Genomic DNA, 17,665 nt, shown 5'->3' with positions numbered 1-17,665 from the left:
CGCGTTCAGCGCAGCGAAAGCGACTCGCGCCTATGATCCGCGCTTCGATTTCCGGTCGAAAGGACGACGCCATGCGCTGGACCATCGCTGCCCTCCCCCTGCTCGCGCTCGCGGCGCCGCTGCCTGCGGCGGCGGGCGAACATGATACGCGCGGCGCCGTCGCGGCGCTGAACGACCCCCTGCTCCAGGATCGCATGGCCGACACGGTGACGGCGCTGGTCGGGGCGCTGATGCAGCTCAACGTCGGCCCGCTCGCGCAGGCCGTGGCGCAGATCGACCCCGAATCCGACGCCGCCTACATCCCGCCCGACGCGACGCTGGGCGAGGTCGCGGGCAAGGACGATCCCTATTATGCCGAGCGGATGGGCGACGACGTTCGCGCCGGCGCGCGCATGGCCGGCCACGCGGCCTCGGCGCTGGCGGCCTATGCCCCGGTCCTCAAGGACATGGCGCGCGACCTTGCCGCCCAATGGGAACGCGAACGCGACGCCGCGCGGCGCTGAAAACCGCCATAGCCGTTGCGCCCCGCAGCCGCTATGTCGAAGCCATGTGGCAGCTCTATCAATTTCCGCTTTGTCCCTTTTCCCGCAAGATCAGGCTTTTGCTGGGCGAAAAGGGGGTTGGCTATGAATTGCTGCGCGAGTCGCCGTGGGAGCGGCGCGACGAGTTCATCGACCTCAATCCCGCCGGCCGCACCCCGGTGATGGTCGACGAGGGTCGCGGGCAGGTGCTGATCGACAGCAATGCGATCGCCGAATATTTCGAGGAGACGGTCGAGGGCAAGGCGATGATCAACGGCACCGCCGCGCAGCGTGCCGAGATCCGCCGTCTGGTCGCGTGGTTCGACCAGGATTTCTTTTACGAGGTGACGGGCCCGCTGCTGTTCGAGCGGATGCAGAAGCGCATCGTCCACCGCCAGCCCCCCGACGGCGGCGCGCTGCGCGAGGCGATGAAGGCGGCGAACAACCATCTCGACTATGTCGACTATCTGATCGACCACCGCACCTGGCTCGCCGGCGCGACGATGAGCCTCGCCGACCTCGCCGCCGCCGCGCACATCTCGGTCGCCGACTATCTGGGCGGCATCGACTGGACCGGGCACGAGCAGACCAAGGGCTGGTATTCGGGGCTCAAGTCGCGCCCCAGCTTCCGCCCGCTGCTCGCCGAGCGGATGGAGATCATCACCCCGCCGAAATACTACGAAGACGTGGACTTTTGACGCGCCACGGAATGCGAAGCGTTCCGAAGCAGCCTGCCCCTGCGAAGGCAGGGGTCAACCCCCGCGAAAGCGGGGGTCGGTGGCACCCTGACATCGTCCCATCGGGGCGGACAACCGCAACCTGGGCCCGGCCTCCATCTACCCCCGGCGCCGTGCCGTCAGCAGATAGTTGAGCGCCTCGCTGCCGCCGAGCTTGAACCCCCGCGCCGGCGACGGCGACAGGCCGGTGCGGTCGACCACCTCCAGCCCCGCCCCCTCGATCAGGCCGGTCAGTTCGTCAGGCCGCAGGAAGCGGTCCCAGTCGTGGGTGCCGCGCGGCACCGCGCCGACCCGCTCGGCCGCCTCGACGAGCAGCAGCTTCGACAGCGTCGTGCGGTTCGGCGTCGACAGGATCATCAGCCCTTCCGGCGCGAGCCGCGCCGCCAGTTCGGCGACGAAGGCGGCCGGGTCGGCGACATGCTCGACCACCTCCATCGAGGTGACGAGGTCGAAGGTCGCGGGCGGCAGCGCGGCCAGTTCGCCCGCGTGATAGGCGATCGCCAGCCCCTGCCCCGCCGCATGCGCGCGCGCCGCGCCGATATTCTCGGGTGCCGCGTCGACGCCCGTCACCGCCGCGCCCATGCGCGCCAGCGGCTCGGCGAGCAGCCCGGCGCCGCAGCCGACATCGAGCGCGGACCTGCCGGCAAGCGGACGGCGCTCGCGGCTGTCGGCGTGCCAGTGCGCGTCGATCTGCTCCCGGATATAGGCGAGGCGGACCGGGTTCAGGCGATGGAGCATCGCCGAGGACCCGCGCGGGTCCCACCAGTCGGCGGCGAGCGCCCCGAAATGGGCGGCTTCCTGCGGATCGATCGTCGCGGCGTTCATGCCCCGCGATGTGGCACTCCTGCCCCGGCGACGCAAGAAAATTGCCGTCCGGGCGCGGTCGACGCGGCATCGGAACGCCTGCGATTGCCCGCAGCCAAGAAAATATATCCCCGCCGCCCGCTCGCCGCCTTGCCATAGCCCCTCCCCTTGCCTAACAGCGGCGCGCCCGCAGGATTCCACGGAAAAGTTGCAGGCGATACCAGTTGCGGAAGGCAGGACGAGATGGCGCGGATCGTGATGAAATTCGGAGGCACGTCGATGGCGGGCACCGAGCGGATTCGCACCGTCGCGAAACTCGTCGCGCGCGAAGTGGCCCAGGGCAACGAAGTCGCCGTAGTCGTCTCCGCGATGGCGGGCGAGACCGATCGGCTGGTCAATTTCTGCCGCGAGGCCAACCCGCGCTACGACCCCGCCGAATATGACGTCGTCGTCGCATCGGGCGAACAGGTGACGTCGGGCCTGCTCGCGCTGACCCTGCAGGCAATGGGCACGCCGGCGCGAAGCTGGCTGGGCTGGCAATTGCCGATCCGCACCGAGGAGGTCCACGCCCGCGCCCGCATCCACGAGATCGAGACCGGCGCGCTGTCCGCGGCGATGGCGCGCGGCGAAGTGGCGGTGATCCCGGGCTTTCAGGGCCTGATGGAGGACGGCCGCGTCGCGACGCTCGGCCGCGGCGGGTCGGACACCAGCGCGGTCGCGGTCGCGGCGGCGGTAAAGGCGGACCGCTGCGACATCTACACCGACGTCGACGGCGTCTACACCACCGACCCGCGCATCGTCGCACGCGCCCGCAAGCTCGATTATGTGACCTACGAGGAAATGCTCGAACTGGCGAGCGTCGGCGCCAAGGTGCTCCAGACCCGCTCGGTCGGACTCGCGATGAAGGAAGGCGTGCGCGTGCAGGTGCTCTCCAGCTTCGTCGAGGGCGACGAGGCGCCGAAGCGGGGCACGATGATCGTCAGCGACGAGGAAATAGAGGAACTCCACATGGAACGGCAGCTCATCACCGGCATCGCTCTGGCCAAGAATGAGGCGAAGATCATCGTCACCCGCGTGCCCGACCGCCCGGGCGCGGTCGCCAGCATCTTCGGCCCGCTGGCCGCGGCGGGGATCAACGTCGACATGATCATCCAGAATGTCGGCCGCGACAAGGGCGAGACCGACGTGACCTTCACCGTGCCCGAAACCGACCTCATCCGCTCGATCGACCTGCTGGAGGCCGCGAAGGACAAGATCGGCTTCAACCGTATCCTGTCGGACGACAAGGTCGCGAAGATCAGCGTCGTCGGCGTCGGGATGAAGAGCCACGCCGGCGTCGCGAGCACGATGTTCCGCGCGCTCGCGGACCGCGGCATCAACATCCAGGCCATCTCGACCAGCGAGATCAAGGTCAGCGTGCTGATCGACGAGGACGAGACCGAACTCGCGGTGCGCGTGCTGCACACCGCCTACGGGCTCGACGCCGAACAATAGCCTCCCCGCGACCTGTCGACGCATCCCCATCGGTCCGTCGCAGACGGGGAACATTGGACCGGCCCCGCGAGTTTCCTGTTCGCCGCAGCATGACGGTATGCCTGCGGCATTTTGCAGGAGACTGAAAATGGCCAACCCGAACCAGCAGGGTCAGAACCCCCAGAAGGGAGGCCGCGATCAGGGTCGCGAGCAGCAACAGCAGCAGCAGGGCGGTCAGAACCGCCAGCAGGGCGAACAGCCGCGCCGCGATCAGCAGAATCGCGAACCGCAGCAGCGCTGACAAGACTGCATGAAAAAAGGGCCGCCCCAGCCGGGACGGCCCCTTTTTGCTGCGCCGGTCAGAAACGCGCCTTGATCGTTCCGCCCCAGGTGCGCGGGTCGCCGGGCAGGCCGGTAATCAGGCCCGTATTGCCCGGCCCGACGCTGAGCTGGTCGATATAGTTCCGATCGAAGGCATTGCGGACCCAGGCGAAGAGGTCGAAGCCGCTCTCCGTCCGGAACCCGGCGCGGAAGTTCGACAGCGAATAGCCCTTGACCCAGGTATAGGCCGACGGCGTCGGGTTCGACGACCAGTCCGACCGGTAGCTGCCGTCATAGCCGAAATAGAATTGCCCATCCTGGTCGAAGAGCTTCGACTCCGCATTGACCTCGGCCCCGAAGGAAAAGGCCCATTTCGAAACCCCCGGCAGCCACTGGCCCGAAACATCGCAGTTCGGCGGACTGTTCGTCCCACCCGACTGTTCGGGCGCGCACGGCGCATCGACGAATTTCACATATTTGGCGTCCGTATAGGCGCCGTTGACATAGGCCCGGAAGCGTTCGCTCGGACGGATCGAGAAATCGCCCTCGACGCCCTGCGTCCGCACCTTCCCCGCATTGGCAAGATAGCCGCGCAGCACGCCGAACTGGCCGTTGTTCACATTGGCCTGGAAATTCTTGATGTCGGTGCGAAAGGCGGTGAGGTTGAAGGTCGCGCGGCGATCCCAGAACTCCGTCTTGATGCCGACTTCATAGTGATTGACCGACTCCGGCTTCACCGTCGCGGCGCCGAGCAGCGGATTGTTGTTCGCATCGTTCGGCACGCCATTCTGGTTGATCCCGCCCGATTTGAACGTCTTGGCATAGGTCGCATAGAGGAGCAGGTCGCGCGTCGCCTTGTATGTCGCGGTCAGGTCATAGCTGAAGTTCCAGTCGCTGAACTCGGGCGCATATTCCTGCGGCGCGAACACGCCGAGCCGCGCGAGCGTGACCGCGTCGGTCGGCCCGAAAACGACCGGCGTTCCGTCGCCCGCGAAGACGCGCCGCTGATAAAAGCCCTCCTTCTTGTCGTAGTTCAGCCGGACGCCGGGCTGGATCGTGAACTGGTCGCTGATCTTCCAGCTCGCCTTCCCGAACAGCGCGGCGCTGGTATTTTTCAGGAACTGGGTGTTGATCGCGGTCAGCCCGTCGAGCACCGACGGGGTGCAAGCAAGCTGGTTCGACGCACTCGGGCCGCAACCGGTCACCAGCGGATCGAAGAGCGTCGAATCGCTTCCAGGATTGAGCGTCCAGCGGCTCGACGCCGGGCCGTGCTGTTCGGTCCCCTGCGTGTCGATGCGCTGGTAATAGTAGAAGCCGCCGAGCACGAAGTCGAAGCGGTCGCCGGTATAATTATAGCGCAGTTCCTGCGTATACTGGTTCTGCTGCGACGGGTTCTGCGACTTGGTGACGATCGGCAGGCCGGTGAAGTCGCGATCGTTCTCGGGCTGCCAATCCCAATAGCGCCACGCGGTGACCGAGGTCAGCGTGCCGGGGCCGACGTCCCATTTGACGCGCAGCGCGACACCGCCGATCTCGTTCCCGGCGTTGAGGCTGGCGTCGAGGTCGGTCAGCCGGTCATAGGGATTGGTGCTCGGCACGGTATAGCCCTGCGCCGCGGCCAGCGCGGCATATTGGCGGTTCAGCGGGCGCTGCGTCGCGCCGGTGCGGACGAACACCGAGGCGCAGCATACCGCATCCTGCTTGCTCCAGTCGCCCGACAGGGTGACGCTGAGATCATCATTCGGCTGCCACAGCAACTGGCCGCGAATGCCGATATTGTCCTGGCTCTGGACCCAGCGGTCGGTGGTGACGTTATAGATGGTGCCGCGGCGGCTGGTCGAAGAAAGCGCGATGCGCGCCGCGAGATGGTCGGTGAGCGGGCCCGAGATGGCGGCCTTCGCCTGCTTGAAATTCAGATTGCCGATGCTGATCTCGGCCTTGCCCTCGAAATCGAAGGTCGGCTGGTTGGTCGTGATGTTGATCGCGCCGGCGGTGGTGTTCTTGCCATAGAGCGTGCCCTGCGGCCCGCGCAGCACCTCGATCTGCGCGACGTCGAGGAAATCGAAGGTCGCGGAGGCGACGCGCGAATAATAGACGTCGTCGACATAGATGCCGACCCCCTGCTCGATCCCATCGTTGGTCAGGCCGAAAGGCGCGCCGATGCCGCGGATGTTGACTGCGGTATTGCGCGGGTTCGACGAATAGAATTGCAGCGTCGGCGCCAGTTGCTGGAGCCGCCCGACGTTGAAACTGCCGGTGTTGTCGATCTGGTCGCCGCCGACGACCGAAATGGCGATCGGCACGTCCTGCGCGGTTTCGGCACGGCGGCGCGCGGTGACGACGATGTCGCCGCCATAGCTGCCGCTGCCTTGGGCATTGGGGGCCGCATCGAGGGCCGCATCGGGCCGGGGCGCATCGCCGGCCTCCTGTGCGGCGGCGGGCTCTGCCGCGAACAGCAGGGCAAGGGCAAGGGTCCAATAGGATGCCGGAAAGGTCCGGCGGACGGAAGAATATCGGGCAGTCATGGCAATTTCCTGTTGCAAGAAAATTGCCACATCCGGTGGTCCGGTCTGCGGCAGTCGTGGGGGATTATCCCCCGGTCGGGAGCTTGGATCAGTTGGGGTAGCGGTGCCGTTCGGTCACATCGACCTGCACCAGCCGCCCTTCGTGAACGGTGAGCTGGATCGCACCGAAGCGCAGCTTTTCGAGCGCGTCGAGCACCGTCTGGATCGCGCGGGGCACCGGCTCGCGATCCGGTTTGGCGTGAGTATCGCTTGTCATGTCATCCCTTTCCCTCTCGTGAATCGTCTGGAGTCGTCGCGCCAGACTAAATCTAGTTTTTTGGTTGACAATGATTGATTTGCTTTGTGCGCCAAAAGGAGCGGTTGGCGCGCCGAACGGAATCGGGCGCGCGACCGGACGTTGATGGCGAATGCGGCAATCCATTGCGCCGGCGCCCCGCTGCTGGCAAAGGCGCTTGCGATGAGCAAATTGAATGAACTGATGGCGCGCGGCACCGAACTTCTCGGCAGCGATTACGCCATCCTCTGCGGCGCGATGAGCTGGGTTTCTGAGCGCCACCTGGTCAGCGCGATCAGCAATGCCGGCGGCTTCGGCGTCATCGCCTGCGGCGCGATGACCCCCGAACTGCTCGATGCGGAGATCGCGGCGACCAGGACGCTCACGAAGCGCGGCTTCGGCGTCAACCTGATCACCATGCACCCCCAGCTTTTCGACCTGATCGCCGTGTGCACCAGCCACGGCGTCGGGCATGTCGTGCTGGCGGGGGGCCTGCCGCCGAAGGGCAGCCTCGAGGCGATCAAGGCATCGGGCGCGAAGGTCATCTGCTTCACGCCGACGCTGGCGCTGGGAAAGAAGCTGGTCCGCTCGGGCGTCGATGCGCTGGTGATCGAGGGGATGGAGGCGGGCGGCCATATCGGCCCCGTCTCGACCAGCGTCCTCGCGCAGGAGATATTGCCCGAACTGGCGGGCGAGGTGCCGATCTTCGTCGCGGGCGGCATCGGCCGCGGTGAGGCGATCGCCGGCTATCTGGAAATGGGGGCTTCGGGCGTCCAGCTCGGCACGCGCTTCGTCTGCGCGACCGAAAGCATCGCGCACCCCGCCTTCAAGAAGGCCTTCATCCGTGCCTCGGCGCGCGACGCGATCGCCAGCGTGCAGATCGACCCGCGCCTGCCGGTGATCCCGGTCCGCGCGCTCAAGAACGCCGGGACCGAAGCCTTCACCGCCAAGCAGCGCGAGGTCGCGAATTTGCTCGACGCCGGGACGGTCGACATGCCCGCCGCCCAGCTGGAGATCGAGCATTACTGGGCGGGCGCGCTGCGCCGCGCGGTGATCGACGGCGACGTCGAAAACGGCTCGTTAATGGCAGGGCAATCTGTCGGCATGGTAACAGGCGAAGAGAGCGTCGCAGAGATTATCGCATCGCTGGCACGGCAGGCCGAAGCGGCCTTGCAAACTCGGGGTTGACGCCGCATCGCAGGTGCGGTTGGGGAGAAGGTCATGAAATTGTCGCGCAAGATCATCGTAGCCGGGCTGCTGGCGAGCGTCGCCGCCTGCGCCCCGAAGCCGCCGCCGCCCCCCCCGCCCCCGCCGCCGCCGCCGCCGGTGGTGATCGTGGTGCCGCCGCGTCCGCTGCCGCCGGGCAGCGCCTCGCTGACCCAGATCCTGCCGGGCCGCGCGCTCGACGGCCGCTTCGTCACGGCGAACAGCAACCTCAGCGGCGACCGCGCCTTCTGGCAGCTCAAGATCGGGCTCAACGTCGCCGCGATCGGGTGCCGCGGGCTCGAGGAAGCGTCGCTGGTCTCGGCCTACAACACCATCATCAAAACGCATGCCAAGGTGATCCGTTCGACCGAAAAGACGGTGATCAGCGAGCTCGGCAAGGAAACGAAGACCAACGGCATCTCGGCGCGCGACAAGCTGTCGACGCAGCTTTTCAACTATTTCGCGCAGCCCCCGGCGCAGCGCGATTTCTGCCCGCGCGCCAACGAGGTCGCCCAGCTCGTCTCGACCTCCCCCAGCGCGCAGGTCGTCGAACAGGCGGGGACGCTGCTCGCGCGGCTCGACCAGCCCTTCGTCGATTTCTATGAGGCCTATGCCCGGTATCAGGCCGACGTCGCGGCGTGGGACGCCAAATATGCGCCGGCGCCGGCGATCATGACGACGCCGGCGATCGACACCGCGGTGCAGCCGGCGACCGGCACGGTCACGGCGCCGGTCGACGGCTGAGCCTTTTCGCGGGGGGATGCGCGCGGCAGCGATGGCGTTGCCGCCGGGCTTCTGATAGCAGGGCTGGCGATGACCAATGCCCCTCCCCCGCCCTCGACCGCCGCACAGTCGGCCCGCACGATCCTGACGCGGCTGCACGAGGTGATGGCGTCGCGCACCAATGCGCAGGGAAAGCTCAACCAGGTCGTCGGCATCATCGGCGAATGCCTCCACAGCGAGGTCTGCTCGATCTATCTGCTGCGTGGCGGCACGCTCGAACTCTATGCGACGCGCGGCCTCAACCAGGATGCGGTGCACGTCACCCGCCTCGCGCTCGGCGAAGGGCTGGTCGGCACGATCGCCCAGCAGATCGAGACGCTGAACCTCGACGAGGCGGCCGCGCACCCGGACTTTTCCTATCGCCCGGAAACCGGCGAGGAACTGTTCCACAGCTTCGCCGGCGTCCCGATCATCCGCCGCGAGCAGGCGGTCGGGGTGCTTTGCGTCCAGCAGAGCGACCCGCGCCGCTATGAAGAGATCGAGATCGAGACGCTGCAGACCGTCGCGATGGTGCTGTCCGAACTGATCGCCAACGCCGACCTCGTCGACACCACCGCGCGGATCGACGCCGCGGCGGCCGATCAGTCGGCGCAGCGGCTGACCGGCCAGAAGCTCGTCGACGGCATGGGGGCCGGCATCGCGGTGTTCCACCAGCCGCGCATCACCATCGAACATACGGTCGCCGACGATATCGAGGCCGAGCGCCACCGCGTTTACGCCGCCTTCGACAAGATGCGCGAGCAGATCGACCGGATGGCCAGCCAAGCGGAGTTCGGCATCGGCGGCGAGCATGAGGAGGTTCTCGAAACCTACAAGATGTTCGCCTATGACGAGGGCTGGTCGCGGCGGATCAACGAGGCGATCGACAGCGGCCTGACCGCCGAGGCGGCGATCGAGCGCGTCCAGCAGCGCACCCGGATGCGGATGCGCCAGATCGACGACCCGCTGCTGCGCGACCGCATGCACGATCTGGAGGATCTGTCGAACCGGCTGATCCGCATCGTGTCGGGACAGATGGGCACCGCGGCGCAGATGGGCCTGCGGCACGATTCGATCCTGATCGCGCGCAACCTGGGCCCCGCCGAACTGCTCGAATATGACCGGCGGCGGCTCAAGGGCGTGGTGCTCGAGGAAGGCTCGCTGACCGCGCATGTCATCATCGTCGCGCGCGCGATGGGGGTGCCGGTGCTCGGCCGCGCCCGCGCGGTGCGCACCGCGGTTCGCGAAGGCGACCTGCTGCTGCTCGACGCGGGCGCCGGAACGCTGCACGTCCGCCCGACGCAGGCGGTGCAGGACGCGTTCGACGCCAAGCTCGAACTGTCGCAGAAGCGCCGCGCGAGCCTCGCGGCGCTGCGCGACCTGCCCGCGGTCACCCGCGACGGCGTGCCGATCGAACTGATGATCAACGCCGGGTTGCGCGAGGACATCGCCGCGCTCGACCTGACCGGCGCGGGCGGGATCGGGCTGTTCCGCACCGAGTTCCAGTTCCTCGTTTCCGCCACCCTGCCCCAGCGCGAGCGGCAGCAGCGCCTCTATCGCGACGTGCTCGACGCGGCGGGCGACCGCCCGGTGGTCTTCCGCACCGTCGACATCGGCGGCGACAAGTCGCTGCCCTACATGAATGTCGACGAGAATGCGCTGGAGGAGAATCCGGCGATGGGCTGGCGCGCGCTGCGCCTCGCGCTCGACCGCGAAGGCCTGCTCAAGGTCCAGGCGCGCGCGCTGATGGAGGCGGCCGCCGGGCGGACGCTGAACGTCATGTTCCCGATGGTGTCCGAACCGTGGGAATATGAAGCGGCGCGCGATCTGTTCGTTCGCCAGCGCGCCTGGCTGAAACAGCATGACAAGAAGCTGCCCGCCGCGATCCGCTACGGCGCGATGCTGGAGGTGCCGGGGCTGATCGAAACGCTCGACCTGATGCTGCCGCATCTCGACTTCCTGTCGATCGGCACCAACGACCTCACGCAGTTCCTGTTCGCCGCCGACCGCGCCCACCCGCGCCTTGCCGAGCGCTACGACTGGCTGTCGCCGACGGTGATGCGCTACATCGCGCGCGTGGTGAAGATCGTCGCGGACAGCAAGGTCCAGCTCGGCGTGTGCGGAGAGATGGGCGGCCGCCCGCTGGAGGCGATGGCACTGCTCGGCGTCGGGATCGAGCGATTGTCGATCACCCCGGCGGGCGTCGGCCGGGTCAAGGCGATGATCCGCTCGCTCGACCTCGGCGCGCTGCGCGCCGACATTCCGGCAATCCTGGCGCACCCCTCCTCCACCCCGCGCGCGCAATATCTCGACTGGGCAAAGGCGCATGGGGTGGATCTGGGGGAATAGAAACGCGCTGAAATTTACGTTGAGAAAGCAATAGATCAACCGATAGCTGGCACAATATGTCCTGTCGGTTCGTTGGCTTCTTCTTTCGCCACAACGATTATGCGTTCAGCAAGCCAGAGGCACCCCCAAGCAAGCAGAAGCCCTGCGGGGACATCGATGACATAATGCCAGCGACTGGCAACCGATGTCACGAGGATGAAGAAGAGGATGATCGAATAAGACGGCAGGAGTATCCGGCCATGCTTCCGTGCGAAGAGGAAAAAGAGAAATGCGCCTGCCGCATGGAGTGACGGCATCGCGGCGAGACCGACGGTAAAGTGGGTGCTCCCATGACGTGCGATCCACGCCGGCCCCTCGGCGACCGAGTTGCGGTAGAATTCCAGCATACCGAGCTGCCCCGGCGTGATCGTCGGATCAACCCCAGTTTCATAAATGAACGGGCCGATCGCCAGTGCCGCAAGATAGGCCAGAGCGCCGAGCGATTGTACTAGCAGTACGGCTACGACCAAGGTTCTGAAATGGGTTGGTGTTTTGATCGCGTGATAGAGAAAGCTGATGTAAAACAACGCGATGAACGCGATCATATAGAAATTAGATTCATATGGGATGAATACGAAGATATTTTCGCGGATATAATCGCATGCATCGACGATCGGACGAACGATCTGGTCCGTCTTCCAGTAAAAATCATCATACATCGCCCGATTTATATGCGGTATCCAAAGCTTGATATTGAAGTGAGCAAAAAGAATGGCGACGTAGCAAGGGAGCGCAATGAAGAAGCTCATCGCGATGTCGCGCTTTCCGGCGAGAAAGGTGATGCCCAGTAGGGCCACGCCGATCAGCGGGTATATATAATGGATCCCGACGAATACGGCTCGGTTCTCCGACGGACTGATGATCGGCAGACCAAAGACAGCCGAAAGGAGAAACATCACCGCCAGCATCGCGCCAGCTATAAGAATCTCCGGCGGGAGGGCGCGTAGACTGCGTTGCATGGATCACCCTGAACAGAAACCTAATACTGGTTATGGGCGGCCCTGCAAAGGCCCTTCCCGCAACGCTGATCTCATAACAAGATTAATGAAAGGCTGAGAAGGCATCGCAGCGGCAAGTTGGTAGCATCGAGCAATCTTTACGCCAGATTAACCATCCCTGCTCCAATAATCTGCGATGCTGTCAATCACGACGCTACCGTCAAGCACCCAACACGACCCGACCATTGTGACAGGCTCGCCCGTACAACGGGCACTTGTCGAACAATGGCTCTGGATTACCTTCCTGCTACTGTGCTTCTTAGACACTGCCTGGCTCGCCGTAACTTCGCTCACCCTGTCGAGCAACAGCTGGTGGATGTTGATCCGCCTGCTCCCTTTCGCGATGCTGTGCATGTGGGGAAGTGTAAGATTGAACCGATGGCCGCGTTTCAAACTACTGTGCGAGGGTAGCCTATTCATGACGGTCGCGTGGCCTGCTCTACGTTTGCTCAATCACCTAACTATGACAACAGGCCTACCGCTGGCCGATATCCAACTGGCAGCTGCCGACAATATGATGGGGTTCGACTGGATCACCTATCTCGGCCTGCTCGATCGAGCGCCCACATTACTCGGCATCATGGATTTTTTATATACCAGCCTCTCAATCTATGTTGCGGCCTTTTTCATCATCGTAGCCCTGTTCAGCCGGGAGCCATTGATGGCGTGCAGAGAGTTCATCTCCATCTTCTTTCTTTCCGCGCTGACCTTCTCTCTTGTCGGCAGCTTCTTCCCGGCTCTATCCGCGGCGACGCACTATGCGCCCCTGCCGGAATTCAATCATTTCGATCCCCATATCGGCGCCTACCATCTGGACCACCTGGTCGCGCTCAGAACCGATATCGATCACCGATTGAATCTGGCCAATATGCCGGGTCTCGTGACTTTTCCATCCTTTCATACCGCGATCGGTATCATTGCTATATACTGTTGCCGCTCGATGCCCCTTTTACTAGCACTGTCGCTCTTGCTGAACAGCCTGATGATCGCATCGACCCCGCTGTTCGGCGCGCATTATCTGATCGACATCATCGGTGGGACATTCATAGCAATCGCTATTATAGCTCTTTATCGCATAGGGTCGCGCCTCCCGGTACACATTCCGCCAATCGACGACAGGGCGCCAGCCACCAATTCATATTGACGTCGTCGCGGTAGTGGAACGCAGCATATTGCCAAGAACAAAATGTTCATGCTATGTTCCTTCTACATCCCGAGGAGAGAGTGATGACCGACCAAGCCTCCCGCGCCACTGGGCAATGCCATTGCGGCGCGATCCGTTATTCGATGCCGACTGCGGTCGAGCATCATGCCTTGTGTCACTGCAGCGACTGTCGCCGTCACGCGGGAGCGCCGCTGGTCGGCTGGGCACTCGTCGGGCAGGACACGCTGGAAGTCAGCGGCACGCCGAAGGTCTACGCCTCGTCGGAGCATGGCCGGCGCCACTTCTGCGGCGACTGCGGCACCGGGCTCTTCTATACCAACGATGCCGTCTTTCCCGGTCAGATCGACGTCCAGACCGCGACGCTCGACGACCCCGACCTGATCCCCGCGCAGGTGCAGATCCAGACCGCCGAGCGCATCGGCTGGATGGCCCGGCTCGATGCGATTCCGGCCTTCGAGCGCTATCCAGGGTAGCATGATTTCACGCCGGCCAGCGAGGGACCGACGCGAAAGAAACAATAGGTCGGCTTTGCGCGAAACGCGTTACGATCCATCGGCTGCGACGACCGCACGGACAAGCGCGGCAATGTCGAGCCGCTCGGCGGCATCGTCATAACCCTGGCGGACGATCACCAGTCGGCGCGATGGGATGACGACCATATATTGGCCGCGGTTCCCGAAGGCGCCGAAGGCATCGGCCGGGATGCCCTCCGACGCATCGAGCAGCCAGAAGCCCGCGCCATAGCCGAACGGCCCATCGGGCTGCGGCCCTGCGCGCGCCGTCACGAAGCGGCGCCAGTCGGCGGGCAGCAGCCGTTCGCCCTGCCACATGCCGTCGTCCTGATAGAGCAACCCCAGCCGAGCCAGGTCGCGCGCAGTGGTCGAAACCTGGCTCGACAGAATCGCATCGCCGTCCTTGTCGCGCTCGATGAAAGTCCGCGTCATCCCGATCCGATCGAGAAAGGCGGCAGGATCGAAGGGCTCCCCTGCCCTTTCCAGCGCCGCTTTCAATGACAGGACGGCGAGTAGCGTATCGTTGTTGGCGTAGCGATAGCGCGTCCCCGGCGGGTTCAGCAGTGGCCATTGCGTCGCCCACTGCCGCACCGACGCACCGCCCATATAGATGGCGTCGGTGCGGTTGCCGGCGCTGTCGCTGGTCAGCCCGCTGGCCATGCGCAGGAGTCGTTCGGTGGTGATCGTCGCGCGCGGATCGCCCGCCGTCCGCCATTCGACGATACCTACCGGCGCCTTCACGTCGAATTGCCCGCGCTCGACGGCATGACCGATCAGCGTCGCAGCGATCGACTTGGCGACCGAGAAGGTGCGTTGCGCCGTGTGCGGTCCATGCCCCGGCTGATACCATTCGAGGGCGATCCGGCCGTCCTTGACGATCAGCAGCGAACTCGTCCGGCCGCCGAAACGTGCCTTGTCCGCCGCGACTGCCGAGAAGCGCGCCTCTCCATCGGCGACACGCGCATCACGGTCGCCGAGCGGCCACGGCTGCGCGTCGAAATTCGGCCGCGGGTCGTGCGAAAGCCCTCCCACCGCACCCGGCTCGGCACTGATCGGCAGCGTCACGCAACCGTCGCGCCCCGTCCATTCGGCGACCCGCGGCGGCATGTCGTCGCGATAGCGCACCGTGACGCGTTTCGCCTTCGTGTCGATCTCCGCGCGGGTCGCGCGGACATCGGCCTCGATCTCCGGATAGATATGCGTCAATTCGTCGCGCTCGATATCGGCAAGCGTCTTGCCCGCTCCGTTCCACAGGGACGAGCAGGTGAAAGCGGCGCGATAGCCCGCCGCCCAGGCGCGGTTCAACTCGACGTTCGTCTCGGCTGCCTGCGTGGGAAGCGGCAGCGCCGCGACAGCCAGCGCGAGCAGCACACGACGCATCGCGTCAGGGTCGCGCACCGAAGCGGACGCACGATTCGGATCGGCCTTCCCCATGCGCTGTCCACCGAAAACCATCGTCATTCGCCCTTCCGTTCGCGCCGCCGCTCATCCCACCAGGCGAGCCGTTCGGCGATACGTTTTTCGAAACCGCGGTCGACGGGACGATAGAAGGTCGCGGCTTCCATGTCGTCGGGCCAATAATTGTCGCCTGAGAAACCCTCGGGCGCGTCATGGTCGTAGCTGTAGCCCGCGCCATAGCCCAGATCCTTCATCAGCTTCGTTGGCGCGTTGAGGATGTTCGCGGGCGGCGCCAGACTACCGGTGTCGCGCGCCACCGTCCACGCGGCCTTCTGCGCGGTATAGGCGGCGTTCGACTTGGGCGCGGTGGCGAGATAGAGGCACGCCTGCACGATCGCGAGTTCGCCCTCGGGCGAACCGAGAAACTGGAAGGCATCCTTGGCGGCAAGGCATTGCACCAGCGCCTGCGGATCGGCGAGTCCGATGTCCTCGCTCGCCATGCGCGTGAGCCGGCGCAGCAGATAAAGCGGTTCCTCGCCCGCAACGAGCATCCGCGCCAGCCAATAGAGCGCCGCCTGCGGGTCCGACCCGCGCACCGCCTTGTGCAGGGCGGAAATCAGATTGTAGTGGCCGTCGCGATCACGGTCGTAGACCGGCATGCGGCGGTGCAGGAATTGCCCAACCTCGCCCGCGTCGAGCGGCGTCTCGATCGCTGCAGCGAATAGCGTCTCGACCTGGTTGAGCAGGAAGCGGCCGTCGCCGTCGGCACTGGCGATCAGCGCGGCGCGCGCCTCGTCGGTGACGGGAAGGCGGCGCCCCGCCTCGGCCTCGGCGCGCGCGACCAGCGTCGCCAGCGCCGCCTCGTCGAGCCGGTGCAGCACCAGCACCTGCGCGCGGCTGAGCAGCGCGGCGTTGAGCGCGAAACTTGGATTTTCGGTCGTCGCGCCGACGAGCACCACCGTGCCGCGCTCGACATAGGGCAGGAAACCGTCCTGCTGGGCGCGGTTAAAGCGATGGATTTCGTCCACGAATAACAGCGTCCGCTTGCCCGCCGCCGCCATCTTCTCGGCATCGGCAAAGGCTTTCTTGAGGTCCGCGACGCCAGAGAACACTGCCGACAGCGGCGCGAAACGCATCCCCACCGCCTCTGCGAGCAGCCGCGCGATCGTCGTCTTGCCGGTGCCGGGCGGTCCCCAGAGGATGATCGACGCCAATTGCCCCGCAGCGACCATCCGCCCGATCGCGCCCTCCGGGCCCGTCAGATGCTCCTGCCCGACGACATCGGACAGGCTGCGGGGGCGCAGCCGCTCGGCGAGCGGAATCGGGCCGGTCACGCCCGGGTCGCGCTGCTGCTCCGCATCGTCGCCGAACAGGTCCATGGCGTGCTCAGCCCCGTTGCCGCTGCTTTTGCCGGATCAGCCGCAGATAGGTATCGGCCACCGCCTGGTTGATCGCATCCCATTGATAGGCGGCGCTTTCTGCCAGTCCGGCCGCGCCGTGCCGGGCCCGCAACGCAGGGTCGCGGCAATAGCGCTCGAGATCGTCGGCAAAGCCGGTGATCGCGCCGGGCGAAACGAGATAGCCGGTCTGACCGTGCTTGACGATGCTCGCGCTGCCGGTCGCGCGTGCCGCAACGACGGGCAGCCCGCACGCCATCGCCTCCAGCGTCACATTGCCGAACGTCTCGGTAACCGAAGGGTTGAACAGCATGTCGCATGAGGCGACCGCGCGGGCGAGATTCTCGCCGCCCTGAAAGCCGACGAAGCTGGCGTGCGGCAGGCGCGATTCGAACCAGTCCCCCGCCGGTCCCTCGCCGATCACCACCACATGGTGCGGAACGCCGCGACGCTGGAGCAGGTCGATCGTGTCGGCGAAGACGTCGAGCCCCTTTTCCATCACCAGCCGGCCGAGGAAGGCGACGACCGGCACATCGTCGACGATGCCCCACGAACGGCGCCACGCCGCGTCGCGGCGGTCGGGCCGGAAAATGTTGCGCTCGACCCCGCGCGTCCAGATGCCGATGTCATAGTTCATCCGCTGCTCGCGCAGAACCTGCGCAAAGCTTTCCGACGGCGCGATCAGCGCGTCGCAGCGGCGATAGAGCCGCCGCAGCCATGCGACGACCAGCGGTTCGAGGAAGGACAGGTTGTAATAGCGGAAATAGGTCTCGAAGCGCGTGTGGACCGAACAGGCGACCGGGATATTGCGCCGCCGCGCCCACGCCGCCGCCTGCCGCGAGACGCGGTCGGGGCTGGAGATGTGCAGGACATTGGGCGCAAATTTGGCGATATCCTCGCGAACGCGCGCGGAGAAGGACAGCGGAATGCGATATTCGCTGCGGCCGGGGATCGCCATCGACGGCACGCTGACGAGATCGCCGGTCGGCGCGAAGTCGGGGTCGTCGACGGTCGGCGAATAGACGCGGACCGCAGCCCCCTGCCCCAGCAGATAGCCGACCAGGCGGTTGAGTGCCTTGTTGGCGCCGTCGACCGTCATGTTGTAGTTGCCGCTGAACAGCGCGATGCGAAGGTCGGAAACGTCCATCGACCCTGCGCTAATAGCATCGCCGCGCAAAGGCAAT

The 17,665-nt window shown here is 65.5% G+C and carries 16 protein-coding genes; 9 read left to right on the top strand and 7 right to left on the bottom strand.

The window, feature by feature from the left end; genetic code table 11:
* Window positions 1-71 precede the first annotated feature (71 nt).
* Together SGRAN_RS07765 and SGRAN_RS07760 are read left to right on the top strand one after the other, a co-directional pair.
* Window positions 72-503, top strand: a complete 432-nt coding sequence (locus SGRAN_RS07765) for a hypothetical protein (RefSeq protein ID WP_067182309.1) — start codon at window positions 72-74, stop codon at window positions 501-503.
* Window positions 504-547: 44 nt separating this feature from the next.
* Window positions 548-1,219, top strand: a complete 672-nt coding sequence (locus SGRAN_RS07760) for a glutathione S-transferase family protein (RefSeq protein WP_067186973.1) — start codon at window positions 548-550, stop codon at window positions 1,217-1,219.
* A gap of 138 nt (window positions 1,220-1,357) precedes the next feature.
* Here SGRAN_RS07760 and ubiG read toward each other — a convergent pair whose 3' ends face one another.
* On the bottom strand, window positions 1,358-2,083 hold the full coding sequence (ubiG, locus tag SGRAN_RS07755; RefSeq protein WP_067182306.1) for a bifunctional 2-polyprenyl-6-hydroxyphenol methylase/3-demethylubiquinol 3-O-methyltransferase UbiG: 726 nt from the start codon (window positions 2,081-2,083) through the stop codon (window positions 1,358-1,360).
* A gap of 222 nt (window positions 2,084-2,305) precedes the next feature.
* On the opposite strand from ubiG, the gene SGRAN_RS07750 reads away from it, so the two are divergent.
* The gene (locus SGRAN_RS07750) at window positions 2,306-3,556 is read left to right on the top strand and encodes an aspartate kinase (RefSeq protein WP_067182303.1); all 1,251 of its coding nucleotides are present in this window, start codon (window positions 2,306-2,308) and stop codon (window positions 3,554-3,556) included.
* Between the two features lie 127 nt (window positions 3,557-3,683).
* On the top strand, window positions 3,684-3,836 hold the full coding sequence (locus tag SGRAN_RS22555; protein ID WP_156482964.1) for a hypothetical protein: 153 nt from the start codon (window positions 3,684-3,686) through the stop codon (window positions 3,834-3,836).
* 58 nt (window positions 3,837-3,894) lie between these two features.
* Here SGRAN_RS22555 and SGRAN_RS07745 read toward each other — a convergent pair whose 3' ends face one another.
* On the bottom strand, window positions 3,895-6,381 hold the full coding sequence (locus tag SGRAN_RS07745) for a TonB-dependent receptor (protein WP_067182300.1): 2,487 nt from the start codon (window positions 6,379-6,381) through the stop codon (window positions 3,895-3,897).
* 88 nt (window positions 6,382-6,469) lie between these two features.
* The gene (locus SGRAN_RS21570; RefSeq protein WP_082737142.1) at window positions 6,470-6,637 is read right to left on the bottom strand and encodes a YezD family protein; all 168 of its coding nucleotides are present in this window, start codon (window positions 6,635-6,637) and stop codon (window positions 6,470-6,472) included.
* Between the two features lie 201 nt (window positions 6,638-6,838).
* Here SGRAN_RS21570 and SGRAN_RS07740 point away from each other — a divergent pair, with 201 nt between their 5' ends.
* The 3 genes from SGRAN_RS07740 to ptsP all read left to right on the top strand — a co-directional run bounded on the left by SGRAN_RS07740 (window position 6,839) and on the right by ptsP (window position 10,972).
* On the top strand, window positions 6,839-7,843 hold the full coding sequence (locus SGRAN_RS07740; protein ID WP_067186972.1) for an NAD(P)H-dependent flavin oxidoreductase: 1,005 nt from the start codon (window positions 6,839-6,841) through the stop codon (window positions 7,841-7,843).
* Window positions 7,844-7,876: 33 nt separating this feature from the next.
* Window positions 7,877-8,605, top strand: coding sequence for a hypothetical protein (locus SGRAN_RS07735; RefSeq protein ID WP_067182297.1), 729 nt, complete (start codon window positions 7,877-7,879; stop codon window positions 8,603-8,605).
* A gap of 69 nt (window positions 8,606-8,674) precedes the next feature.
* Complete coding sequence (gene ptsP, locus SGRAN_RS07730) at window positions 8,675-10,972, top strand: phosphoenolpyruvate--protein phosphotransferase (protein WP_067182295.1); 2,298 nt, start codon at window positions 8,675-8,677, stop codon at window positions 10,970-10,972.
* A 35-nt stretch (window positions 10,973-11,007) separates the two neighbouring features.
* On the opposite strand, the gene SGRAN_RS07725 is transcribed toward ptsP, so the two are convergent.
* Window positions 11,008-11,970: a phosphatase PAP2 family protein gene (locus SGRAN_RS07725; protein ID WP_082737141.1), complete on the bottom strand. Its 963-nt coding sequence runs from the start codon at window positions 11,968-11,970 to the stop codon at window positions 11,008-11,010.
* Between the two features lie 457 nt (window positions 11,971-12,427).
* Between SGRAN_RS07725 and SGRAN_RS07720 the strand changes: the two genes are divergently transcribed.
* Together SGRAN_RS07720 and SGRAN_RS07715 are read left to right on the top strand one after the other, a co-directional pair.
* Entirely contained in the window at window positions 12,428-13,153 is a 726-nt protein-coding gene (locus tag SGRAN_RS07720) for a phosphatase PAP2 family protein (RefSeq protein ID WP_210434214.1), read from the top strand.
* Window positions 13,154-13,236: 83 nt separating this feature from the next.
* Entirely contained in the window at window positions 13,237-13,647 is a 411-nt protein-coding gene (locus SGRAN_RS07715; RefSeq protein WP_067182288.1) for a GFA family protein, read from the top strand.
* Between the two features lie 69 nt (window positions 13,648-13,716).
* Here SGRAN_RS07715 and SGRAN_RS07710 read toward each other — a convergent pair whose 3' ends face one another.
* Genes SGRAN_RS07710 through SGRAN_RS07700 form a run of 3 tightly spaced genes read right to left on the bottom strand, consistent with a single transcriptional unit; the run spans window position 13,717 to window position 17,628 of the window.
* A complete protein-coding gene (locus tag SGRAN_RS07710; protein WP_237233936.1) occupies window positions 13,717-15,147 on the bottom strand; it encodes a serine hydrolase domain-containing protein in 1,431 nt (476 codons plus the stop codon).
* Window positions 15,144-16,463, bottom strand: coding sequence for a replication-associated recombination protein A (locus tag SGRAN_RS07705; RefSeq protein WP_067182285.1), 1,320 nt, complete (start codon window positions 16,461-16,463; stop codon window positions 15,144-15,146). Before SGRAN_RS07705 ends, SGRAN_RS07710 begins: the two co-directional genes overlap by 4 nt.
* Before the next feature lie 7 nt (window positions 16,464-16,470).
* Entirely contained in the window at window positions 16,471-17,628 is a 1,158-nt protein-coding gene (locus SGRAN_RS07700) for a glycosyltransferase family 4 protein (RefSeq protein ID WP_067182284.1), read from the bottom strand.
* Between the last annotated feature and the right edge of the window lie 37 nt (window positions 17,629-17,665).

Source organism: Sphingopyxis granuli, assembly GCF_001559015.1.
GTDB lineage: Bacteria > Pseudomonadota > Alphaproteobacteria > Sphingomonadales > Sphingomonadaceae > Sphingopyxis > Sphingopyxis granuli.
This window is presented reverse-complemented; position numbering and strand designations above follow the sequence as displayed.